Origin of the sequence: Plantibacter flavus, assembly GCF_051487245.1 — a bacterium.
Taxonomy (GTDB): domain Bacteria; phylum Actinomycetota; class Actinomycetes; order Actinomycetales; family Microbacteriaceae; genus Plantibacter; species Plantibacter flavus_B.
Window position 1 is genome coordinate 288043 of record NZ_JAHVDH010000004.1, and the last position, 20574, is coordinate 308616.

21 protein-coding genes are annotated in these 20574 nt (G+C 69.8%); 10 read left to right on the forward strand and 11 right to left on the reverse strand.

Annotated elements, in window-relative coordinates:
- Nucleotides 1–6 precede the first annotated feature (6 nt).
- Both KXS11_RS11610 and KXS11_RS11615 read left to right on the forward strand, forming a co-directional pair.
- Nucleotides 7–897, forward strand: coding sequence for a LysR family transcriptional regulator (locus KXS11_RS11610; RefSeq protein ID WP_437385744.1), 891 nt, complete (start codon nt 7–9; stop codon nt 895–897).
- An 81-nt stretch (nt 898–978) separates the two neighbouring features.
- Nucleotides 979–1305, forward strand: coding sequence for a hypothetical protein (locus KXS11_RS11615; RefSeq protein ID WP_437385745.1), 327 nt, complete (start codon nt 979–981; stop codon nt 1303–1305).
- A gap of 58 nt (nt 1306–1363) precedes the next feature.
- Here the strand turns inward: KXS11_RS11615 and KXS11_RS11620 are convergent, their stop codons facing one another.
- Genes KXS11_RS11620 through KXS11_RS11640 form a run of 5 tightly spaced genes read right to left on the reverse strand, consistent with a single transcriptional unit; the run spans nt 1364 to nt 6098 of the window.
- The gene (locus tag KXS11_RS11620; protein WP_437385746.1) at nt 1364–2203 is read right to left on the reverse strand and encodes an ABC transporter ATP-binding protein; all 840 of its coding nucleotides are present in this window, start codon (nt 2201–2203) and stop codon (nt 1364–1366) included.
- Complete coding sequence (locus KXS11_RS11625; protein ID WP_437385747.1) at nt 2200–3048, reverse strand: siderophore-interacting protein; 849 nt, start codon at nt 3046–3048, stop codon at nt 2200–2202. The genes KXS11_RS11620 and KXS11_RS11625 overlap by 4 nt, the downstream gene beginning before the upstream one ends.
- Nucleotides 3045–4097, reverse strand: a complete 1053-nt coding sequence (locus KXS11_RS11630; RefSeq protein ID WP_437385748.1) for a FecCD family ABC transporter permease — start codon at nt 4095–4097, stop codon at nt 3045–3047. The genes KXS11_RS11625 and KXS11_RS11630 overlap by 4 nt, the downstream gene beginning before the upstream one ends.
- Nucleotides 4094–5098 carry a FecCD family ABC transporter permease gene (locus KXS11_RS11635; protein ID WP_437385749.1) on the reverse strand — a complete coding sequence of 335 codons (1005 nt, stop codon included), beginning with the start codon at nt 5096–5098 and terminating at the stop codon, nt 4094–4096. The genes KXS11_RS11630 and KXS11_RS11635 overlap by 4 nt, the downstream gene beginning before the upstream one ends.
- A 22-nt stretch (nt 5099–5120) precedes the next feature.
- The gene (locus KXS11_RS11640) at nt 5121–6098 is read right to left on the reverse strand and encodes an ABC transporter substrate-binding protein (RefSeq protein WP_437385750.1); all 978 of its coding nucleotides are present in this window, start codon (nt 6096–6098) and stop codon (nt 5121–5123) included.
- A 238-nt stretch (nt 6099–6336) separates the two neighbouring features.
- Between KXS11_RS11640 and KXS11_RS11645 the strand changes: the two genes are divergently transcribed.
- Together KXS11_RS11645 and KXS11_RS11650 are read left to right on the forward strand one after the other, a co-directional pair.
- Entirely contained in the window at nt 6337–7296 is a 960-nt protein-coding gene (locus tag KXS11_RS11645) for an ABC transporter ATP-binding protein (RefSeq protein WP_437385751.1), read from the forward strand.
- Complete coding sequence (locus KXS11_RS11650; protein ID WP_437385752.1) at nt 7293–8912, forward strand: ABC transporter permease; 1620 nt, start codon at nt 7293–7295, stop codon at nt 8910–8912. Before KXS11_RS11645 ends, KXS11_RS11650 begins: the two co-directional genes overlap by 4 nt.
- Before the next feature lie 29 nt (nt 8913–8941).
- Here the strand turns inward: KXS11_RS11650 and KXS11_RS11655 are convergent, their stop codons facing one another.
- A complete protein-coding gene (locus tag KXS11_RS11655; protein WP_437385753.1) occupies nt 8942–9736 on the reverse strand; it encodes an IclR family transcriptional regulator in 795 nt (264 codons plus the stop codon).
- Between the two features lie 153 nt (nt 9737–9889).
- On the opposite strand from KXS11_RS11655, the gene KXS11_RS11660 reads away from it, so the two are divergent.
- From KXS11_RS11660 to KXS11_RS11670, 3 genes are read left to right on the forward strand one after another with little or no spacing between them, the layout of a single operon-like run.
- Entirely contained in the window at nt 9890–10612 is a 723-nt protein-coding gene (locus KXS11_RS11660; protein ID WP_437385754.1) for a CoA transferase subunit A, read from the forward strand.
- A 2-nt stretch (nt 10613–10614) separates the two neighbouring features.
- Nucleotides 10615–11310 (forward strand): CoA transferase subunit B, encoded by a 696-nt coding sequence (locus tag KXS11_RS11665; RefSeq protein WP_437385755.1) that lies wholly within the window; start codon nt 10615–10617, stop codon nt 11308–11310.
- A complete protein-coding gene (locus KXS11_RS11670) occupies nt 11307–12479 on the forward strand; it encodes an acetyl-CoA C-acyltransferase (RefSeq protein WP_437385756.1) in 1173 nt (390 codons plus the stop codon). The genes KXS11_RS11665 and KXS11_RS11670 overlap by 4 nt, the downstream gene beginning before the upstream one ends.
- 76 nt (nt 12480–12555) lie before the next feature.
- Here KXS11_RS11670 and KXS11_RS11675 read toward each other — a convergent pair whose 3' ends face one another.
- Nucleotides 12556–13125: a dihydrofolate reductase family protein gene (locus KXS11_RS11675; protein ID WP_437385757.1), complete on the reverse strand. Its 570-nt coding sequence runs from the start codon at nt 13123–13125 to the stop codon at nt 12556–12558.
- Nucleotides 13126–13257: 132 nt separating this feature from the next.
- Here KXS11_RS11675 and KXS11_RS11680 point away from each other — a divergent pair, with 132 nt between their 5' ends.
- A complete protein-coding gene (locus KXS11_RS11680) occupies nt 13258–13944 on the forward strand; it encodes an NUDIX domain-containing protein (RefSeq protein ID WP_437385758.1) in 687 nt (228 codons plus the stop codon).
- Nucleotides 13945–14178: 234 nt separating this feature from the next.
- On the opposite strand, the gene KXS11_RS11685 is transcribed toward KXS11_RS11680, so the two are convergent.
- The 4 genes from KXS11_RS11685 to KXS11_RS11700 form a co-directional block, all read right to left on the reverse strand.
- Nucleotides 14179–15489: a M20/M25/M40 family metallo-hydrolase gene (locus KXS11_RS11685; RefSeq protein ID WP_437385759.1), complete on the reverse strand. Its 1311-nt coding sequence runs from the start codon at nt 15487–15489 to the stop codon at nt 14179–14181.
- Nucleotides 15486–16313, reverse strand: coding sequence for a carbon-nitrogen hydrolase family protein (locus KXS11_RS11690; protein WP_437385760.1), 828 nt, complete (start codon nt 16311–16313; stop codon nt 15486–15488). The genes KXS11_RS11685 and KXS11_RS11690 overlap by 4 nt, the downstream gene beginning before the upstream one ends.
- 58 nt (nt 16314–16371) lie before the next feature.
- Nucleotides 16372–17328, reverse strand: a complete 957-nt coding sequence (locus tag KXS11_RS11695; protein ID WP_437385761.1) for a DMT family transporter — start codon at nt 17326–17328, stop codon at nt 16372–16374.
- Between the two features lie 144 nt (nt 17329–17472).
- A complete protein-coding gene (locus KXS11_RS11700) occupies nt 17473–17931 on the reverse strand; it encodes a MarR family winged helix-turn-helix transcriptional regulator (RefSeq protein ID WP_437385762.1) in 459 nt (152 codons plus the stop codon).
- Between the two features lie 177 nt (nt 17932–18108).
- Between KXS11_RS11700 and KXS11_RS11705 the strand changes: the two genes are divergently transcribed.
- Nucleotides 18109–19320 carry an MFS transporter gene (locus KXS11_RS11705; protein WP_437385763.1) on the forward strand — a complete coding sequence of 404 codons (1212 nt, stop codon included), beginning with the start codon at nt 18109–18111 and terminating at the stop codon, nt 19318–19320.
- A 157-nt stretch (nt 19321–19477) separates the two neighbouring features.
- Entirely contained in the window at nt 19478–20560 is a 1083-nt protein-coding gene (locus tag KXS11_RS11710; RefSeq protein ID WP_437385764.1) for a phosphotransferase family protein, read from the forward strand.
- Nucleotides 20561–20574: the final 14 nt, after the last annotated feature.

Genomic DNA, 20574 nt, shown 5'->3' on the forward strand with positions numbered 1-20574 from the left:
CGCACCATGCTGGACGTTCGCCGCTTGCGTCTGCTGCGCGAACTGCGCATCCGCGGGACGATCGCCGAGGTCGCCGCCGCCCTCAACTTCAGTCCCTCTTCGGTGTCCCAACAGCTGTCGGTCTTGGAGCAGGAGACGGGCGTCGAACTGCTGCGGAAGGTGGGGCGCCGCGTCCAGCTCACCCCGCAGGCCGAGATCCTCGTCGGCCACACCGACGCGATCCTCGACACGCTGGAACGGGCAGAGGCGGACCTCGGCGCCTCACTCACGACCGTGTCCGGCACGATCCGTGTCGCGGTGTTCCAGTCCGCTGCGCTGGCCCTCATGCCCGCGGCCCTCAGCTCGATGCGCCGCGACCACCCCGACGTCCGCGTGGAGATGGTGCAGCACGAACCCGAGACGGCTCTCGCCGAGACCTGGGCGCGCGACTTCGACGTGGTCGTCGCCGAGCAGTACCCCGCCCATGCCGCTCCTCGGCACCCGGGCCTCGACCGCCGGCAGCTCGCGACGGACCCGATCAGGCTCGCCTGCCCACCCGTCGGGAACGAGATCCACCCCGTGCTGCGCATCGAGGACGCAGCCGACCTGCCCTGGGTGATGGAGCCGCACGGTGCCGCGTCACGGCACTTCGCGGAACAACTCTGTCGCCGCGCCGGCTTCGAGCCCGACGTCCGTTATCAGACCGCCGACCTGCAGGCGCAGATCCGCCTCATCGAGTCCGGTAACGCGGTCGCCCTCATCCCCGACCTCCAGTGGGCCGGGAAGGAGGCCAGCTGTCGCCTCGTCGAGTTGCCGGACTCCCCTCGCCGCACCATCTTCACCTCAGCCCGCGAAGCCGGCGTCGCCCGTCCCGCGATCGTCGCCTTCCGCGCCGCTCTCGAGGCTGCGGCCGCCTGACGCCTCACCCGAATTCGACCTGGTCGACACCGTGTCGCCGATTCGAGGCAGGTCGACGCGTGCGTGCTCCACAATGGACGCATGCCCCAGCCGCTGCGCGTCGTCGTCGCCTCGCTCCTGCTCGTGATCGCGGCGCTCGGACTCGCCGCGGTGTCCGGCCAGATCGCCCTGACGTACCTGCTGCCTCCCGGCGACTCGGGCATGGCCACGAAGCACGTCGCCGTGTTCGTTCCTGCCGTTGTCGGGACGATCGTCGCCGCTCTCGCCGCCGGCGCCCTCCTGGCGCACCTGGTCGCCGTGATCCGCCGGCGGACGGCTCCCTGGTCGTGGATCGCCGCAGCGATCTGCACGGTCGTCGCGGTGGGAACGCCCGTCGTCGTCGCGATGCTGGACCGGCCGACCTTCTAGACCCCGGAACACGCACCGGGAGGGAAGCGCTCGATCGTGTGATCCGAACGGATTCGTGTCAGTCCAGGTCGAGCATCGGCTCCGGACGCATGAGGGGCACCACGAGCGGTGTGCCGGAGACCGGGTCGGTGATGATGTGGCAGGGCAGGTCGAAGACCGCCTCGATGACCTCCGTGGTCACCACCTCGGCCGGTGAGCCCTGGGCGACGATGTTGCCGTCACGCATCGCGACGATCCGGTCGGCATACCTGGCCGCCTGGTTGAGGTCGTGCAGGACGGCGACGATCGTGCGACCCTGTCGCCGGTTGATGGCGCGAAACAGGTCGAGGATCTCCAGCTGATGCGAGATGTCGAGGTAGGTCGTCGGTTCGTCGAGCAGCAGGGTACGCGTGTCCTGCGCGAGCGCGAGGGCGACCCACACGCGTTGACGCTGGCCTCCGGACAACTCGTCGACGATGCGGTCGGCGAGGTCGGTGACATCGGTCGCCGCCATGGCGCGCCGCACAACGGCCTCGTCGGTTGTGGACCAGGCGGTGAACGGGCGGCGATGCGGATACCGCCCACGCGCCACCAGCTCACCGACTCGCATGCCCTCCGGCACCACGGCCGTCTGCGCGAGCAGGCCGATCTCGCGCGCCAGTTCCTTCGAGCCGCGACTCGCGATGTCGCGTCCGTCGAGGAGCACCTGACCGTCGCGCGGTTCGATGAGGCGGGCGATGGCGCGGAGGAGTGTCGACTTGCCGCACGCGTTCGGCCCGACGATCGCGACGAACGATCCCGCCTCGATGTCGAGGTCCAGGTCGGCGCTGATCGCGGAGCGCGCGTCGTATCCGAGGGTGAGCGATCGCGCCTGGATCCCCAGCTCGCCGACCGCGCCGGTGTGGTTTGCGATGGTCACAGTCCGTTCCTCTCGAGCAGTTCTTCAGCGCGGTCGCGCTGCACCTCCGGATCGTCCGCGCTGGCGTAGATGCCCTCGAACCGCTCTCGGAAGGCCGCGCCACGGCTGTCGAATCGTTCGCGCCAGCTCGCCGAGTCACGGCGCCAGTACGCCATCGTCGTCCATTGGGTGGGAGGGCGGCCCAGCTCGCGCCGCACGTGACGACGCACGGCCCTCATGTCTGCGGCTTCACCCGAGAACCACAGGTACCCGGGCTCGTCACGCGCCGCGACCGTCCGGGCTGCCGCGACCAGATCGTCTCCGGGTCGGAGCCATTCGACGGTGTCTCCCGGCTGGAGGGGAAGCCGCAGACGGTCGCTGTCGCTCTCCACGAGCAGCACCACGTGCGCAGGTGGAGCGCCCGCTTCCCGCTCCTCGAGGACACGGGCGACGGCTGGCAACGCGGTCGCGTCACCGACGAGTCCGATCCACTGGGCGTCGGAGCGCGGTGCGAAATGCCCGCGCGGGAGATCGAAGCAGACGATCGCTCCTGGCTGCGCGGTGGCCGCCCAGTTCGACGCAGGGCCGTGTCCGTGGAGGACGAAGTCGATGTCGAGCTCGCCCGCCTCGTCGCGCCAGGCTCGGATCGAGTAGTAGCGCACGACAGGCGACTCATCCGTCGTCGGAGCGGGGATGTGCAACGAGACGAACTCGTCAGCATGGCCCGTGCTCGTGAAGGCCGGACTGACTGATCCGAAGGTGAGACGGATCAGGTGCGGCGAGAGCTCGGTCCGCGAACGCAGCGTCGCGGTGTGGCGCGGCGCGTCGGCGTCCGCGTCGGCGTCGGTCGTGTCCTCGACGGTCATGTCGATCGTCCTCTCCGGGCGAGCGCCCAGACCAGGTAGAGGCCACCGAGACAGATGGTGACGATGCCGGTCGGCAGGATGGTGGGGGCGATGATGCGTTGGGCGATGAGGTCGCTGGCCATGAGCAGAACCGAACCGGTGGCCGCGGACGCCGCCAGCGGGACCGGTCCCGTGGCCCAGAGCCGCCGGGCGATCTGCGGCGCAGCGAGCGCGACGAAGGCGATCGGTCCGGCGACGGCGGTGGCGAGCGCGATGAGGACGACACCGATGACGATGGCGGTCATGCGGAGCCGAACGGAACGCACTCCCAGAGCGGCACTGACGTCGTCACCCAGTTGGTAGAGCGTGAGGGCGGGTCGGATCCACGCGACGACCAGCGCGCAGAGCAACACGACCAGGATCGAGGGCACGATCCACAACGACTCCACACCGTTGAGTGATCCGGCACCCCAGATGGCGGCGCTCAACGCCTGTCGCTCGTCGGCGCCCGTGATCATGACCGTGTTCACGGCGTTGATCAGCGCGGTCACGCCGATGCCCGCGACGATGAGCCGGAAGCCCGCGGAGCTGCGTCTGATGACCAGGAACCAGATGACCGCCGCGGTCGCCAGCCCCCCGAGCAGTGCTCCCACGGACGTCGCGAAGTAGCCGGGGATGCCACCGAGCATCACGATGAGGACCCCGGTGAACGCCCCGGTGGAGAAACCGAGGACGTCCGGGCTGCCGAGCGGGTTGCGGGTGATGATCTGGAAGAGCGCTCCGCTCAGGCCGAGGGCGGCGCCGAGGAGGGCGCCCATCAGCAAGCGCGGCAGTCGCCACTCGAGAACGACGACGGCGGTGCCGCGGTCTCCCCCACCGAACAGGGTCGACAGGACCTGCATGGGACTGACGGCCAGCTCGCCGACGCTGAGACCGACGATGAGGAGGGCGGCGACGGCGCAGGCGGCGCCGAGCCACAACGCCGCTCGACGTCGGGCGACGTCGCGGGGTGGTGCCAGAAGCGAGGCGCCGCCGTCCGAGCGGGCCGAGGGCAGGCGTACGCGGGTCACGACACCCTCCGGCTGAAGACGACGAGAGCGATGAGCAGCGGCGCGCCGAGGAACGCCGTGACGACGCCGATCGGCACCTCGTGTGGGCGGATGACCGATCGGGCGATGAGGTCAGCGGTCAGGAGCAGGATCGGCCCGGCAAGGACGCTGGCGGCGGTCGCCTTGAGCTGGTCGACACCGACGAGCACCCGCACAGCGTGCGGCACCATGAGCCCGACGAACGCGACCGGGCCGACGGCCGCCGTTGCCGCACCGCAGAGCAGGATGATGACGGCGAGACTCCAGCCGCGGATGGTGCGGACCCGGGAGCCGAGTGAACGTGCTGCGTCCTCACCGAGCACGAGGACGTTGAGGCCGGGGGTGAGGCACAGGGCGGCGACCACTCCGACCGCCACGAGTGCGAGTGTCACCCCCGCGATGCCGAGGTCTCGCCCTGCGAGCGAGCCGGCCTCCCAGAGGCGCATCGAGGCGTATGCCTTCGGGTTGGCCATGCTGAGCGCTGCGGTCCCTCCCGCGAGCACGGCGCCGATGGCGACCCCACCGAGGACCAGACGTGCCGACGATTGCGGCCCTCGCGCCGACGCTCCGAGGGCGGCCACCGCGATACTCGCCGCAGTCGCACCGGCGAACGCGAGCCAGAGCGTGGCCGCGTATGTGCCGATCCCGAACACGGTGAGTCCGAGGGCCACGGCGAACGACGCTCCCGCGTTGACGCCCAGGATTCCCGGGTCCGCGAGCGGGTTGCGGGTGACGGCCTGCATGAGGACACCGGCGACTGCCAAGGCCGCACCCGCCGCGACGGCGAGGAGCATCCGCGGCAGGCGGACACCGGTGATGACGAGGTCGACCTCGCTGTCCGTCGGTGACACGAACGCCGAGACGATCTGTGTCGGGGAGAAGACCGTCGAGCCGAACGACAGGCTGCACCAGGCGAGCACGAGGACCAGACCGACCCCGCCAGGGACCAGCACCAGGCCGGGGATCGCTCGACCGCGTGACACACGCGTCGCCGAGACGCCGACCTCAGAGGACAGAGAGCACCTGCTGCTCGAGTTCGTCCACCCATGCCTCTGCAGTCTGGTAGTCGGTCACGCTCGTCACCAGGCGGAACACCCGGTCGTTCTGAGCGACCGCGAGCCGTGTGAACAGCTCGTTCTCCTCGATCGCCTGAATCGTCTCGTTGGGACTGCCGTCGGCGTTCGCGAAGGTGAGCGCGACGGTCACGCCGTCGAAGATCGGTCCGAGCTGCTCGAGGGGGTACGAACCGTAGCCGTTGTCGGCATAGTCGGTGGGCACGCCGGGGCCGTACTGCAGTCCGAGTTCGTTGACGACGAGGTTGCCGGTCGCGCCGGTCGGCTGCTGCACGGAGAACTGACTCGCGTCGTCACCGAGAGAGAAGTGAATCCAGCGATTGTCGGCGATCACGTCTGCGTATTCGGTCTTGATCCGGTCACGGGTGGCTTCGAACGACGCCTTCTGCTCGGCCCACAGCTCGGTTCTGCCCACTGCCGCCGCCGTGTCCTCGGTGATGTCGGCCCAGTCTCCGCGCGTCTCACCACCGACGACGACGGTCGGCGCGATGTCCGACAAGCGTTTGAACGCGGCCTCGTCGACCTCGCCCGCCTCGCCGATGATCAGGTCGGGGTCGGTCGCTGCGATCGCCTCGTAGTTGATCTCGCCGTAGGTGCCGATGGTGGGGACGCCGTCGACGAAGTCCTGCTGCGCTTGGCTGAAGCTCTCGATCCAGCGACCGTAGTCCTGTGCGGCGACGGGCGTCACGTCCAACGACATGAGCTGCCACGGGGTGTCGTACGACACGGCGGCGACCCGCTCAGGCTTGTCGGGGACGGTGACCTCGCCGTACACGGAGTCGACGCTCCGCGTGGCGCCGTCCTCCGTACCGGCAGCAGGACTGCACGCGGAGAGGGCCAGGATCGACACCGTTCCGAGAACGGCGGCCGAGAGACGGACGGCCAAACGTGGCCGGACCGGATTGAGCACGGGAACTCCTCGGGGTAAGTAAGGCAGACCTAATTTATACACAGCCGGACCGCCCCTCGGAGAGGGATCTCCATCCGGTATCGGCCAACTCGTCTGCAGAACCGGCCACTCCCAGCGACCGGCGCACCCGTGGTCGTCTCGACGGCCGACGCACCGGTGTTCTGACCGTCTGCCGACGCACGCCGGCACCGGCGGCAGCCCCTTTCGGAGGCCGTCGGCGCGGCGTACAGTCAGCGCCATGAGCGACGTCATCAGCACCAGCGGACTCGTGAAACGGTACGGGCGCGTCCACGCCCTCGACGGCCTCGACCTGCGCGTCGACGCCGGCGAGGTACACGGCTTCCTCGGTCCGAACGGGGCGGGCAAGTCCACGACGATCCGCGTGCTGCTCGGCCTCGCGCGAGCGACGGCCGGCGAGGTCTCGGTGTTCGGCCAGGATCCCTGGCGCGACGCCGTCCCCCTGCACCGGCGTATCGCGGCCGTTCCCGGCGATGTCAGCATCTGGCCGAACCTCACCGGCGGCGAGGCGATCGACGTGCTGAGCAGGCTCCGAGGCGTGAGCAAGCACGACCCCGATTACCGGGACCGCCGTCAGCGACTCATCGAGGCGTTCCAGTTCGACCCGCGCACCCGGGGACGGGCGTACTCGAAGGGCAACCGGCAGAAGGTCGCCCTGATCGCGGCGTTCGCGGTGCCCGCCGAGCTGTACATCCTGGACGAGCCGACGAGCGGCCTCGATCCGCTCATGGAGGTCGTGTTCCGCCAGGAGGTCGCGCGGGTGCGTGAAGCCGGGGCGACCGTGCTGCTCTCCAGCCACATCCTCTCCGAGGTCGAACTGCTGTGCGACCGGGTGAGCATCGTCCGATCCGGCCGGATCGCCGACAGCGGCACGCTCGCCGAGCTCAGACACCTGACCCGCACGGCAGTGTCCTTCCAAGCGACCGGGGCGGCAGCCGCCGAGGGCATCCCCGGTGCACACGAGGTGGCGTTCGCCGAGGGCCGCGCACGGTTCACGATCGACAGCGATCGCGTCGCCGAGGTCCTGCCAGAGCTCGCCCGGCGGGCCGTCACCGGCTTGCGCATCGAGCCACCCTCTCTCGAAGAGCTGTTCCTCCGGCACTACGGCGACGACATCGGCCGGCCGTCGCCCGCGACCCCTGGCGTCTCCGAGTCGGCGTCGAGCCCGGCGTCATCGTGAGTGGGTTCGGAGTCCTGCTGCGTCAACGTGCGCGTCGGGACCGCTGGCAGGTGCCGCTCTGGGTGGTCGGCACCGCGCTGCTCGCGAGCTCGACCATCGTCGGCGTCAGCGACTCCTACGGCACCGAGCAGGACCGGGTCGCCCTGTTGGCCACGGCCAGCGCGAACCCCGTCATCATGCTGTTCCGCGGACTGCCCTCGGGTGCCGGCGAGGGCGCGTTCGCCCTGTTCCTGATCTTCCCGTTCCTCGCGATGCTCGCCGCCTTCATGAGCACCTTCCTCGCCGTGCGCCACACGCGTGCTGAGGAGGAGTCCGGGCGAGCGGAGCTCGTCGGTGCGACCACCGCAGGCCGCGTCGTCCCGCTGCTCGCGACGCTCGTGCACGGGTTCCTGGCGAACCTCGCGCTCGGGGTGCTGACCGCGCTCGCGCTGATGGCGTCGGGGTTGCCGACCACCGGCTCGCTCGTCGCCGGTCTGGGTGCCGGTGCCGTCGGGGTGTCCTACCTCGGCGTCGGGCTGCTCGCGGGTCAGCTCATGCGCACGGCTCGCGGCGCGAACTCCCTCGCTGTGTGGCTCCTGCTGCTCGGCTACCTGGTGGCCGGCATCGGCAACGCCCTTGGAACGCCGAGCACCGACCTGCAGCGCATCACGAGTTCGTGGCTGACGTGGACATCACCGTTCGGCTGGGGCGAGAACTCGCGGCCGTTCGCCGACGACGCCGTCTGGCCGTTGCTGCTCTGCCTCGTGTTCGGGCTGGGCCTCGCCGGGGTGTCCGCCGCGGTACAGGCCTCGCGCGACCTCGGCGAGAGCCTCGTCCCAGGACGGCGCGGATCCGCGACCGCCGGCTCCTGGGCGGGTGGCCCGACCGCCCTCGTCTGGCGGCTCACCCGCGGGTCGATCCTCGGCTGGTGTCTCGGCGGCCTCCTCTCGGGCGTGCTGGCCACGTCGCTGGCCGGGGTGCTCGCGGGCGCGGCATCTCAGCTGCCGTCCGTCCAGGCGATCCTCGATGCGATCACCTCGGAGGGCAGCATCGCGCAGGGCGCGGTCGCGATCTTCTTCCTCATGGTCGGCGTCCTCGCCTCCTGCTGCGCCGTCCAGACGATCTGCCATGCCCGCCATGACGAGTCGAGCGGGACGGCCGAGGCGGTCCTCTCCACCGCTGTGGGGCGTGTGCGCTGGCTCGCAGCGCACACCGTGGTCGGATTCGCGGGCGTCGTGGCGGTGGTGGTGTCAGCGGTCGCGGGTGCCGCGCTCGGCCTGGCGCTCTCCGGTGGCGACTGGTCGCTGATGGGCGACGTGCTGGTGAGCGGGGCCGGGCAGGTCGCTGCGGCATCGGTCTTCCTCGTGCTGACCGCGCTCGTGTTCGTGCTCGCTCCGCGACTGACGGTCGCGCTCGGCTGGACGCTCGTGCTCCTCGGCACCGTGCTCGGGCTCTTCGGGCCGCTGTTCGGCTTCCCCCGCTGGCTGGTCGACCTCGCGCCGATCTCCCTGGCCCCGTCCGTGGGCGCTGGCGGCGCCGAAGTCAACGGACTGTGGTGGCTCGTGCTCGTCGTCGCCGCGGGTGGTGTGGCGTCGCTGTCCCTGATGCGGCGGCGCGAACTCGTTCCGGCCGGCTAGGAGCGCGGAGGAGTCCGCGCACGCTCGGGTCAGCGCAGCCGCTTCGAGAGCTCGTGCGCCTGCTCGAGGAGCAGCTCGCCGAGGAATGCCTGACGCTCTGGCCGGAAACGCGACTCGATGCCGGTGAGGCTCAGCGCCCAGGCAGGGTTGCCGGCGCCGTCGAACACGGCCGCACCCATCCCCCAGCTGCCCTCGAGGATGAGGGCCGGGTTCACGGCATATCCGCGCTCGCGAGTCTCCCGGATCCGTTCGCGCACCGGTTCCGGAGCATGCGCTGCACCCCAGCGCTCCACGAGATCCGTCCGCGCGAGGTAGTCGTCCACCTCGTCGTCACTCGAGAACGCGAGGATCACGAGGCCCGCGGAAGCGACCCCCAGCGGGAAGCGCACGCCCTCCGTCAGCACGAACGACCGCACCGGGAAGCTGCCCTCCTCGCGCAGCAGACACACCGTCTCGAAGCCGCGCCGCACGGACAGGAAGGCGCTCTCACCACTCTCATGGGCGAGGATCCGCACACTCTCCCTGGCGAGTTCGGCGACGTCGTAGCGTTCCGCCGCGAGCGACCCCAGCAGGAACAGCTCGGGGCCGAGATGCCAACGGGCCTGCTTCGCGTCGTGGTCCAGGAACCCCTCGGCCGCGAGTGCCGCGAGGAGACGGTGCGCGGTGGGCCGGGTCAGACCGGTGGCGGACGCGACAGCCGACGACGATGCGCCGCCCGGATGCTCCGACACGATCCGGAGGATGCTGCCGACGCGCGACACCAGTTGGGCTCCCCGCACCGGCTCAGCCACGCTCGCCACCCCAGTTGTCCATATCGTGAGCATACGCGCCACCCGCGCCCACGTCATGAGTCGCTGGCTGCTGCCTGTCACCGCACCCTTTGACGCTCGCGCGTGCCTGTGACTAACTGGACGAAGGCGCACCCATGACTCACGATGTGAACATGCGAGCGTTGCCGCCATCCACGAAGGAGTGACATGTCGAAACGTTGGTCGAGCGCAGCCGAGGCGTTGCACGAGGTCGTGCAGGACGGAGCCACCATCGCCGTCGGCGGTTTCGGTCTCAGCGGCAACCCGACGGACCTCATCGAGGCCCTGCGCGACACTGGGGCGACCGACCTCACGATCGTCTCCAACAACATGGGCGTCGACGGCAAAGGCCTCGGCATCCTGCTCGAGAACCGCCAGGTGCGGAAGGTCGTCGCCTCATACGTCGGCGAGAACAAGCTGTTCGCGCAGCAGTTCCTCGACGGCGAACTGGAGGTCGAGTTCACCCCGCAGGGCACGCTCGCCGAACGATTGCGGGCTGGCGGGGCTGGCATCGCGGGCTTCTACACGAAGACCGGCGTCGGCACCCCGGTCGCTGAAGGAAAACCGACTGCGGTCTTCGACGGCGAGACCTATGTGCTCGAACGCGGCATCGTGGCAGACGTCGCCCTGGTGCACGCGTTCCGCGCCGACCGGGAAGGCAACCTCGTCTACCGGCACACCGCGCGCAACTTCAACCCGATCGTCGCGACCGCCGGTCGACTCACGATCGCCGAGGCGGAGCAGGTACTCGAGGACGGCTACCTCGACCCGAACACGATCGTCACCCCCGGCATCTACATCCAGCGTCTCATCACCTCGACACTGCGGGTGAAGGACATCGAACAGCGCACGGTCCGCCCGGCGGCCGCGCCCGCACAGGCAGGGGTCTGATCATGGTGTGGACGAGAGACGAGATGGCGGCGATCGCCGCCTCCGAACTGCGCGACGGCGAGTACGTGAACCTCGGCATCGGGATCCCGACGCTGGTCGCGAACCATCTGCCGAGCGGCGTGCACGTCACCCTGCAGAGCGAGAACGGCCTCCTCGGCATGGGCCCGTTCCCCGTGGAAGGCGAGGAGGACGCCGACCTCATCAACGCCGGCAAGCAGACCGTCACCCTCCTCGAAGGTGGCTCCTACTTCGACTCCGCGACCTCGTTCGCGATGATCCGCGGCGGTCACGTGCAGGTGGCGATCCTCGGAGCCCTCCAGGTGTCGGGTGCCGGCGACCTCGCGAACTGGACCATCCCGGGCAAGCTCGTGAAGGGGATGGGCGGCGCGATGGACCTCGTCGCTGGAACGCCGCGCGTCATCGTCGTCACCGAGCACGTCGCGAAGGACGGCAGTCCGAAGATCGTCGCCGAGTGCGACCTTCCGCTCACGGGCATCGGCGTCGTCCACCGGATCATCAGCGACCGGGCCGTGTTCGATATCGTCGAGGGAGCGCTCGTACTGCGGGCGTTCGCCCCGGACACCAGTGTCGACGAATTGCGCACGATGACGGGGGCGGAGTTCGCCGTCGATCTCGATCCGACCACCACCGGCGGGGTGCCGAGCGCCCCGACCACGCCTCAGGAGGCACGAGCATGAGCACCGTCATCGTCGGGTACGCCCGCACCCCGTTCGTGAAGTTCAACGGACAGTTCGCCTCAGTCCCTGCCACCGAGCTCGGCGCCCACGCGATCCGCGCTGCGCTCTCCCGCGCCGGCGTCGACGCTGCGGACGTGCAGCAGGTCGTCGGCGGCCAGGTACTCCAGGGCGCGGCTGGTCAGAACCCAGCTCGGCAGTCGGCGGTCGGCGCGGGCATCCCCTTCACCGTGCCCGCCATCACGGTCAACGCCGTGTGCCTGTCCGGCATGGAGGCGATCGTCACCGGCACCCGCCTCATCGACGCCGGTGAGGTGGATGTCGTCGTCGCCCTCGGCCAGGAGTCGATGAGCCTCGCCCCGCACGCCTGGTCGGGTTCGCGCGCCGGCAAGCGGTACGGCGCGATCGAGCTCATCGACACCCTCGACCACGACGGCCTCACCGATGCCTTCGAGCACCGGTCGATGGGCTCGTCGACGGAGGAGCGCAACGGTGCGCTCGGCATCGCGCGCCCGGAGCAGGACGCGTGGGCGGCCGGTTCCCACCAGCGCCTCGCGGCGGCAGCCGCGATCCAGGCGGAGGAGATCGAACCGTTCTCGGTCCCCGGTCGGAAGGGAGCGACCCTCGTCAGCACGGATGACGGGCTGCGCGCCGACACGACCGCAGCGTCGCTCGCCGGGCTGCGGCCCGCGTTCGGCGGCGAAGGGACCATCACGGCGGGCAACTCCTCGCAGATCACCGACGGAGCGGCAGCGGTCGTCCTCATGAGCGAGGAGGCTGCGGCTGCGCACGGCATCACCCCGCTCGCCCGCGTCGTCGCCCACGCGCTCGTCGCAGGCCCCGACGTGAGCTTGCACGCGCAACCGTCGAACGCGATCACCGCCGCCCTCGCGAAGACCTCCCACAGCGCCGCCGACCTCGCGGCCGTCGAGATCAACGAGGCCTTCGCGGCCGTCTCGGTCCACTCCACGAACGAGCTCGGTGTCGACCCGGCGATCGTGAACGCCAACGGTGGAGCCATCGCCCTCGGCCACCCGATCGGCGCCTCGGGCACGCGGATCGTCGGGCATCTCGCCCGTCGCCTCGCCGCGGCAGGCCCGGGCTCGATCGGTGCCGCCGGCATCTGCGGTGGTGGCGGTCAGGGTTCTGCGATCGTCCTCGAAGCCCTCTGATCCTCGCTGATCCGCCCTGAATCGTCGCTCACGAGCCGCACAGACGACGATTCGGGGCGAACGAGCGCGCCAACGATCACACCGGGATGTCGGTGACGGCGTAGCGGAGGTGGACGACACCGCTCGCGAAGCGATGGTCGTCGAGCAGCTCGAGCCGTCGACGCAGGTTCGCGGGCAGCGCCGCCAGACCGCCGCCGACGATGACGGGCGTGATGAACAGGTGCACCTCGTCGACAAGGCCCGCCGCGATGGCCTCGGCCGCGAGGTTGGCGCCTCCGACACTGAGGTCCTGGTCCGACTCGAACTTCCACTGCCGCACAGCCTCAGGGTCGAACGAACGCTCGAGCGTGGTGCGTGCCGTCGACACGGCGTCGAGCGTCGTCGAGTACACGACCTTGTCGCTCGCCTGCCACAGGCGCGTGAACTCCCTGATCTCCGGCGGTGCGTCCTGCAGCTCGTCGGCGGTCTCCCAGAAGCTCATCACCTCGTACATGCGCCGCCCGAAGAGCTGGGTCCCGACGGTGCTCGCGAGATCGTTCACGAAGGCGTGCACCTCCGCGTCCGGCATGCTCCAGTCGAAGGAGCCGTCCTCATCAGCGATGTAGCCGTCGAGCGAGGTGATCGCCGTGTAGATGAGCTTGCCCATGAGTCCTCCGTCGCCGATGCCGGTACAGGCGAGAGACTAGCAACAGGAGATGTCGCCGTGTCGAGCGCGTGTGCAGCCGGTGGCGGGGATATCCCGCTACCGAGCGTCGGCTCCTCGCTCTAAGCTCGGGACATGGTCGACTCCCCCACAATCCGCGCTTCCCAGCCCGGGGCTGACATCCCTGACGCACGCGGGCGGACGGGGCTGCACCGCACGGGGCTCGACCTCCGCGGCAACCCGAAGGTGGAAGTGCGAGAGGTCGAACTCATCGCCTCCCCGTGGCATGTGTTGCGACGCACCACCTTGAACGTGCAGGACCGCGACGGCTCATGGTCCACGCAGCAGCGCGAGACCTACGACCGCGGCAACGGCGCCACCATCCTGCTGCACCACCCCGAATCGCGGCGGGTGCTGCTCACGAGGCAGTTCCGCTATCCCGCATATGTGAACGGCCACCCCACAGGTGACCTCATCGAGACGGCCGCCGGCCTCCTCGACGACGACGATCCCGAGACCGCCGTCGCGCGCGAGGCCCTCGAGGAGACCGGTTACGCGGTCGAGGCGCTCGAGCACGTGTTCGACGTCTACATGAGCCCCGGCTCCGTCACCGAACGACTCCATTTCTACGCCGCCGTGTACGACCCGGCCACCCGCCAGGGAGACTGGGCCGGACTCGCCGAAGAGGGTGAGGAGATCGAACTCCTCGAACTCGACATCGACGAGGCCATCGCGCGCATCGGCGACGACATCATCGATGCGAAGACCATCATGCTGCTGCAATGGGCCAAGCTGTCCGGTCCGTTCGCAGCAGATCGCTAGACCCTTCGAGACTCCCAGACCCCGAGCTCGCCAGCACCACCGCACCACCCGATCCCGGGTGGTCGATCGGCGAACCCGAACACCGATCGGTCACCCGGTACCCGGACGATCACGACGACGTGACCCTTGTCCCTGGGCGGCGTCCGGTTCCCTGAACGGTGACCCCGTCCCTGAGCTTGTCGAGGGGCGCGCCTCTTCAAGCTCGGCGAGCGGGCCTCTGCGCCGGCCCCGGCGTCACGCCGAGCGGATGATGTCCGTGAGCACCGCGCAACCGAAGTCGAGGGCGTCGAGCGGGACACGCTCATCGACCCCGTGGAACATGCCCGGGAAGTCGAAGTCGGCGGGGAGGCGCAACGGGATGAAGCCGTAACCGGTGATCCCCAGCCGCGACAGTGCCTTCGCGTCCGTCCCTCCCGGGATGAGGTGTGGCAGCACGGTCGCGCCGGGATCGTGTCGCTCGATCGCCGCGCCGATGACCGACACGAGCTCGCCGTCGTTCGGTGACTCCATCGCGATGAGCTCGAGCTGCACCTCGACGTCGACGTCGGGGCCGGCCGCCTCCCGGATCCGCTCGATGACCTCGTCGCGCTGCCCCGGAAGGAACCTCGCGTCGACCGTCGCCGTCGCCGACTCCGGGATGACGTTCTCCTTGTACCCGCCGGAGATCATCGTCACGTTCGCGACGTTCTGCAGCCCGGCACGCAGGCGGGAGGCACTCGGTCCGACGAGGGCGGCGAGTTCGAACGGCGACAGCTCGGGCGAAGCCCCGGTGAGCTCGCGCAAGCGCTCGAACAGGTGGGTCGTCGTCTCGGTGAACGACACCGGCCAGTCGAGCGCGCCGATGCGACCGACGGCGGCTGAGAGCTTCACGATCGCCGAATCGGTGCTCGCGAGCGAAGCGTGTCCGGCAGCTCCGTGCGCGGTCAACCGGAGCCAGAGCACACCCTTCTCCCCCGTGTTCAGCAGGTAGGCGCGGGCGTCGGGCTGAGCGCCGAGCGCGACACTGTAGCCGCCGCCCTCACTGATCGCGTCGCGGACGCCCGCGAACTGCTCCGGGTGGTGCTCGACCATCCACTGCGACCCGAGGACGCAACCGGCCTCCTCGTCGGCGAAGAAGGCGAGGACGACGTCGCGCTCCGGCTGCTCGCCGGCGGTGATGAGGCGGCGCACCGAAGCGACGATCATCGCGACCATGTTCTTCATGTCGACAGCGCCTCGGCCCCACAGCAGACCGTCCGCGATCTCACCGCCGAACGGGTCGACGCTCCACGCGGCCGCGTCCACCGGAACCACGTCGAGGTGGCCGTGCAGCAGCAGTCCCGGGAGGGTGCGGTCGCGGCCGGGCCAGCGAGCGACGAGGTTGGTGCGCCCGGGCTCGGCCTCGAACCGCTCGCAGACGATCCCGACCTCGCCGAGCAACCGTTCGACCAGGTCGGCCGCGCGCGACTCGCCCACCGCTCGACCGCCGCCGAAGTTGGAGGTGTCGATGCGGATGAGGTCACGCGTGATCGTGACGACCTCGGAGAGCCCGACCGGGTCGCTCACGGGGTCGTCCGAACGGGTGCGGAAGCGGGCGCGTCGAGCGGTACGACGCCGAAGCGACGGTTCGCGAGCGAGGGCACGCGGGCACGGACGGCTTCGATTCGTGCGCCCTCGAGGTCGGCGAACACCAGCCCGGGTGCCTCACCGGCTGCGGCGACGACGACACCGGCCGGGTCGACGACGATCGAGTTGCCGGTGGCGAGCGGGCCGGTCTGGTTCGCACTCACGACGTAGGCGGTGTTCTCGATGGCGCGGGCGCGCACGAGCGTCGTCCAGGCGTCCTCCTTACCGGGACCCGTGATCCACATGGCGGGCAGCAGGATGACGTTCGCGCCGGCGTCGATGAGCCGCCGGGCGCTCTCCGGGAACCGCAGGTCGTAGCAGGTCATGGCCCCGAGGCGCAGGTCGCCGAGGTCGAGCACGAACGGTTCGGTGATCTCGCCTGCCGTGATGCCGTCGCTCTCCGCATAGCCGAACGCGTCATACAGGTGCACCTTGCGGTAGGTGGCGACGATCTCGCCCTCCGCGCTGATGGCGACGAGCGTGTTGAACGGCAGTCCGTCGGGGTTCTCCTCGATCGTGCCGACGACGACCGCCACCGAGCGCGCGGCGGCCGCCGCTGCGACACCGGCGATGAACGGCCCGTCGAGCGGCTGAGCGGCTGCGGCGAGCGCGCTGGGCGGCGCCGACGTCGCGTAGCCGCTCATCTCCGGGAGCACGAGCAGTTCGGCACCACCGGCAGCAGCCTCGCCGAGGAGGGCGACGACGCGTTCGAGGTTCGCCTCGACGTCGGTCCCTGCGGAGAACTGCCCGGATGCGATGCGCATGTGAACCCTCGTCCCGTGGTCTGGACGGCGCCCGGTGGCAGGCGCCCGTCCGCCCACCCTAGACCGAGACGGGACGCGCACGCCGCTTCAGCCGGAGCTTGCCCTGGCTCACGAGGATGCCGAGCACGACGATGACTCCGCCGAGTGGTTCGTTCCAGTGCAGCACCTCACCGAGCACGAGGATGCCGAGCACGACGCCGACGAGTGGGGTGAGATAGGTGACGGTGGACGCCGCGGTCGGGCCCCAGGTGTCGACGATGGTGGTCATCCAGATGTAGGCGACTCCCGTGCCGAGCGCTCCGAGCGCGAGCATGCTGAGCACGACGGTGACGTCGAGTGAGACGGGCTGCATCGCGATGAACGGCGACAGGATGAGCATGATCACCGCGGCGAGGGAGATCTCGACGGCGGAGATGACCACGGCGTCGTAGCCGTGGGTGCCGAGCACGAACTTCCGCAGGTACACGAACGCGATGCCGTAGCAGAGGGTCGCGCCGAGGCACGCGAGCTGGGCGGGGACCGAGGAGAGGATGGCCGGGTCGCCGAGGATGCGCCACGGCCCGACGACGATCGCGACCCCGAGTGCGCCGACGAAGATGCCGAACACCTGGAGACCGTTGAGGCGTTCCTTCGGGAGCAGGATCGCGCCGACGGCGAGCGTCATGATCGGGGTGGTGGCGTTGAGGATGCTCGACAACCCGGAGGGCAGGAACTGGCCGGCCCACGAGAACAGCAGGAACGGTGCGACGCAGAGGAAGACGGAGACGACGGCGAGGTGCGCCCAGAGCCGACGTTCGCGGGGCCAGCGTCGGCGTGTGACGAGCATGATGATGCAGAGCGTGAGGGCGCCGAGCACGAGGCGGGACAGCGCGACCTGCGCCGGCGAGAGCCCGGAGAGGCCCGTCTTCATGAAGAGGAAGCTCGCACCCCAGATGAGTGCGGCGCCGAGGTAGGCGAACAGCACCCGCTTGGACGGACGGACCAGCGCTGACGTGCTCGGTGGTGCGACGCTCATCCTGCTCCTCGGTGTCGAAGGTCCCAGCATGGCACCACCCGCCGACACCCCGTGCCCGTGCCCCATGTCCCTAACTCAGGAACGGGTCGGCGTGTCGACGCCGGTGGCCGGTCCGGCCACGCGACACGCCGAGCCCTTCCTGAGTTAGGGCAGAGCGGCGACGGGCTCCAGGCGGTGGATGGCGTCGACGAGTGGGGCGAGCTCCGGAAGCTGTTCAGCGGCACCGAGCGAGTCCTCCAGTGCGCGGTCGTGGACCGGCCGCGCCTCCTCCAGGAGCGCTTTGCCGGCGGCCGTCAGCTCGGTGTAGATGCCGCGGCGGTCGTCCGCGCAGAGGACGCGGGTGAGCAATGCGCGGTCTTCCAGACGGTTGACGAGTCGCGTCGTCGCGCTCGGCGACAGTGCCGTCGCGCGGGCGAGCTGCTGCATGCGCATGTGCCAGCCGTCCTGGCGGCTGAGTGCGTCGAGCACGGTGTACTCGACGACGGAGAGGCGCGCCTCGGCCTGGAGTGCCCGTTCGAGGTCGGACTCGATCGCACCGTAGAGGGCGGCGAGTGTTCGCCAGCCCTGCGCTCGTACCTCGACGGCGTCGTCAGCGATGCCCATCGTTCCTCCTCGGTCGGGTTGGTTCGGTTCATTTCATTGCAGACGCGTTATATCTGCTTGCGCAATTACCAAGCGTGTGCAACCATATTTATCACGCGCTTGCAACTAACAGCGTACGCGCATGGCCCGCTGAACTCCAGCACTCACCCCCAACTCCCGGAATCGCAGGAATCTCACATGCCCATCGGTCTCATCGCCCTCGCCCTCGGCGGCTTCGGCATCGGTCTCACCGAGTTCGTCATCATGGGGCTGCTCCCCGAGGTGGCCGCAGACTTCGGCGTCTCGGAAGCCGCGGCCGGCTGGCTCATCTCCGGCTACGCGCTCGCGGTCGTCATCGGCGCCCTCGCGCTCACCGCAGCAGTGACCCGCCTCCCCAAGAAGCCCGTCCTCCTCGCGCTCATGGTCCTCTTCATCGCCGGCAACCTCGTCTCCGCCCTCGCAGGCGACTACGAGGTGATGCTCGCCGGTCGTATCATCGCCGCCCTCAGCCACGGTGCGTTCTTCGGCATCGGCTCCGTCCTCGCAGCGTCGATGGTGCCCAAGCACAAGCAAGCCGGCGCCATCGCGATCATGTTCACCGGCCTCACCGCCGCGAACGTGCTCGGCGTCCCGTTCGGCACCCTGCTCGGCCAGCAGTTCGGCTGGCGCTCGACGTTCTGGGCGATCACCGTCATCGGCGTCGTCGCGTTCATCGCCATCCTCGCACTCGTCCCGAAGCCAGAACACGACGAAGCGCCAGGCTCACTGCGCGCCGAGTTGCGCGCCTTCCGCTCCGGCCAGGTGTGGATGTCGATCGCCGTCACCGTCCTCGGCTACGGAGGCATGTTCGGTGCCTTCACCTACATCGCGTACACACTCACCGAGGTCAGCGGTTTCGCATCGACGACCGTTCCGTGGTTGCTCATCCTCTTCGGTGTCGGGCTCCTCGTCGGCAACATCGTCGGCGGCAAGGCGGCGGACCGCAACCTCGACCGCACGCTCATCGTCGTCATCGCCGCTCTCACCGTCATCCTCATCGGTTTCGCAGCGACCGCCCAGTCGCCCATCGCGACGATCTTCGCCCTGGTCCTCATGGGCGGCTTCGGCTTCGCGACGGTCCCCGGCCTGCAGATGCGGGTGATGCGCTACGCGTCGGACGCCCCGACGCTCGCCTCCGGTGCGAACATCGCGGCGTTCAACCTCGGCAACGCCCTCGGCGCGTGGCTCGGAGGGGTCACGATCACCGCGGGTCTCGGGTACACCTCACCGATCTGGGCGGGTGCCGCGATCACCCTGCTCGGCCTCGGCGTGATCGTCATCGCCGCTGCAGCAGCCAGACGTACCCGCCGCCGGGTCGCGGTGGAGGGGCCGACCGACGATGCTCGCGCCACGATGACGCAGGACGCCTGACCAGGTTCCAGCCACCCACGGACACGACCCGTCCCCGGCTGGGAAGCCTCACGGGACCCGACTGCTCGCCCCGATGCCGCCGGGGCGAGCATCGCGTTTCGCGGCTCGGAGACTGAGCACCCACGTCCCTGAACCCGGTCTCGGGTACCGTTGCCGGATGAGCGAGCGACACCGACCGAGCGACACCATGATGGCGGTGGCCGAGCACTGGGCTGCTGAGCGGCCCGCCATGCAACCGGGCACGCCGACCATCACCCTGCTCGGCCACGGCACCGCGAACGAGGTGGCCGCCGTGGAGCTCGACGGCGGTGAGCGCGTCATCGTCAAGCTCGCCCCGGCCTCGCCCGACGGCCTCACCTACGAGCGTGAACTCATGCCGACCGAGGCGCTCGCGATCCGCATCCTCGGGCGTGCAGACGTCCCGCAGCCGAACATCGTCCTCGAGACGACGCTCGACGACCGCGACGCCCTCGTGATGACGGAGCTCACCGGTCGCCCCGGCAGCAGCACCGAGATCGTGCCGCTCGGCCGCGACGTGCTCGGCCGGACGCTCGCCCGGCTGCACGAGGCCGGTCGCACTCCGTTCGCCGGACCACACGACGATGCGCCCGCAGGCGACGACGACGGGTCCGATCCGCTGACACTCCCGAACGGTCTCCACAGCGGCAACGCCTTCGGCTATCCCTTCCGGCCCGAGCTGCAGGCCCCGACCGCTGCGGCAGGCTATCGACTGGCGGTCGAGGCCGTCCTCGCCGATGCGACGCGTTTCGAGGTCGAGCTTCCGGTCGACGCCGAGGCCATCCGGCGCGTCGTCGAGTCGTCGCTGCACGCCTTCGAGTCCGTCGATGGGGCCGTCCTCGTCCACTTCGACCTGTGGTCCGGCAACCTGCTCGTCATGCCGGAGCACGGTGCGGACGAAGCGCAGCTCACGGGTGTCATCGATCATGAACGTGCGCACTGGGCCGACCCGACGGCGGACCTCGTGTCGCTCGCCCTGTTCACCGACGTCGCCGAGGCGATCGCCACGGACACCGAACTGCTGCGCGCCTACCGGGAGGAGTCCGGCCGCGACCTCCTGCCCGACGACGACGCCCGCCGACGCGCCCGCCTCTGGTCGCTCTACCTGGCGCTCATCATGGTGGTCGAGGGGGTCCCGCGCGGGTATCACGGCGAGTGGTTCATCGAGCATGACGCCACGGTGCGCGCCTGGATCGTCGACATCGTCGGCTCGCTCGACTGAGGCCCCTCGACACG

Coding starts and splice junctions, on each gene's coding strand:
- KXS11_RS11610 (WP_437385744.1), top strand. CDS start 7: ATGCTGGACGTTCGCCGCTTGCGTCTGCTGCGCGAACTGCGCATCCGC.
- KXS11_RS11615 (WP_437385745.1), top strand. CDS start 979: ATGCCCCAGCCGCTGCGCGTCGTCGTCGCCTCGCTCCTGCTCGTGATC.
- KXS11_RS11625 (WP_437385747.1), bottom strand. CDS start 3,048: ATGACCGTCGAGGACACGACCGACGCCGACGCGGACGCCGACGCGCCG.
- KXS11_RS11645 (WP_437385751.1), top strand. CDS start 6,337: ATGAGCGACGTCATCAGCACCAGCGGACTCGTGAAACGGTACGGGCGC.
- KXS11_RS11655 (WP_437385753.1), bottom strand. CDS start 9,736: ATGCTCACGATATGGACAACTGGGGTGGCGAGCGTGGCTGAGCCGGTG.
- KXS11_RS11660 (WP_437385754.1), top strand. CDS start 9,890: ATGTCGAAACGTTGGTCGAGCGCAGCCGAGGCGTTGCACGAGGTCGTG.
- KXS11_RS11665 (WP_437385755.1), top strand. CDS start 10,615: ATGGTGTGGACGAGAGACGAGATGGCGGCGATCGCCGCCTCCGAACTG.
- KXS11_RS11670 (WP_437385756.1), top strand. CDS start 11,307: ATGAGCACCGTCATCGTCGGGTACGCCCGCACCCCGTTCGTGAAGTTC.
- KXS11_RS11675 (WP_437385757.1), bottom strand. CDS start 13,125: ATGGGCAAGCTCATCTACACGGCGATCACCTCGCTCGACGGCTACATC.
- KXS11_RS11680 (WP_437385758.1), top strand. CDS start 13,258: ATGGTCGACTCCCCCACAATCCGCGCTTCCCAGCCCGGGGCTGACATC.
- KXS11_RS11690 (WP_437385760.1), bottom strand. CDS start 16,313: ATGCGCATCGCATCCGGGCAGTTCTCCGCAGGGACCGACGTCGAGGCG.
- KXS11_RS11695 (WP_437385761.1), bottom strand. CDS start 17,328: ATGAGCGTCGCACCACCGAGCACGTCAGCGCTGGTCCGTCCGTCCAAG.
- KXS11_RS11700 (WP_437385762.1), bottom strand. CDS start 17,931: ATGGGCATCGCTGACGACGCCGTCGAGGTACGAGCGCAGGGCTGGCGA.
- KXS11_RS11705 (WP_437385763.1), top strand. CDS start 18,109: ATGCCCATCGGTCTCATCGCCCTCGCCCTCGGCGGCTTCGGCATCGGT.
- KXS11_RS11710 (WP_437385764.1), top strand. CDS start 19,478: ATGAGCGAGCGACACCGACCGAGCGACACCATGATGGCGGTGGCCGAG.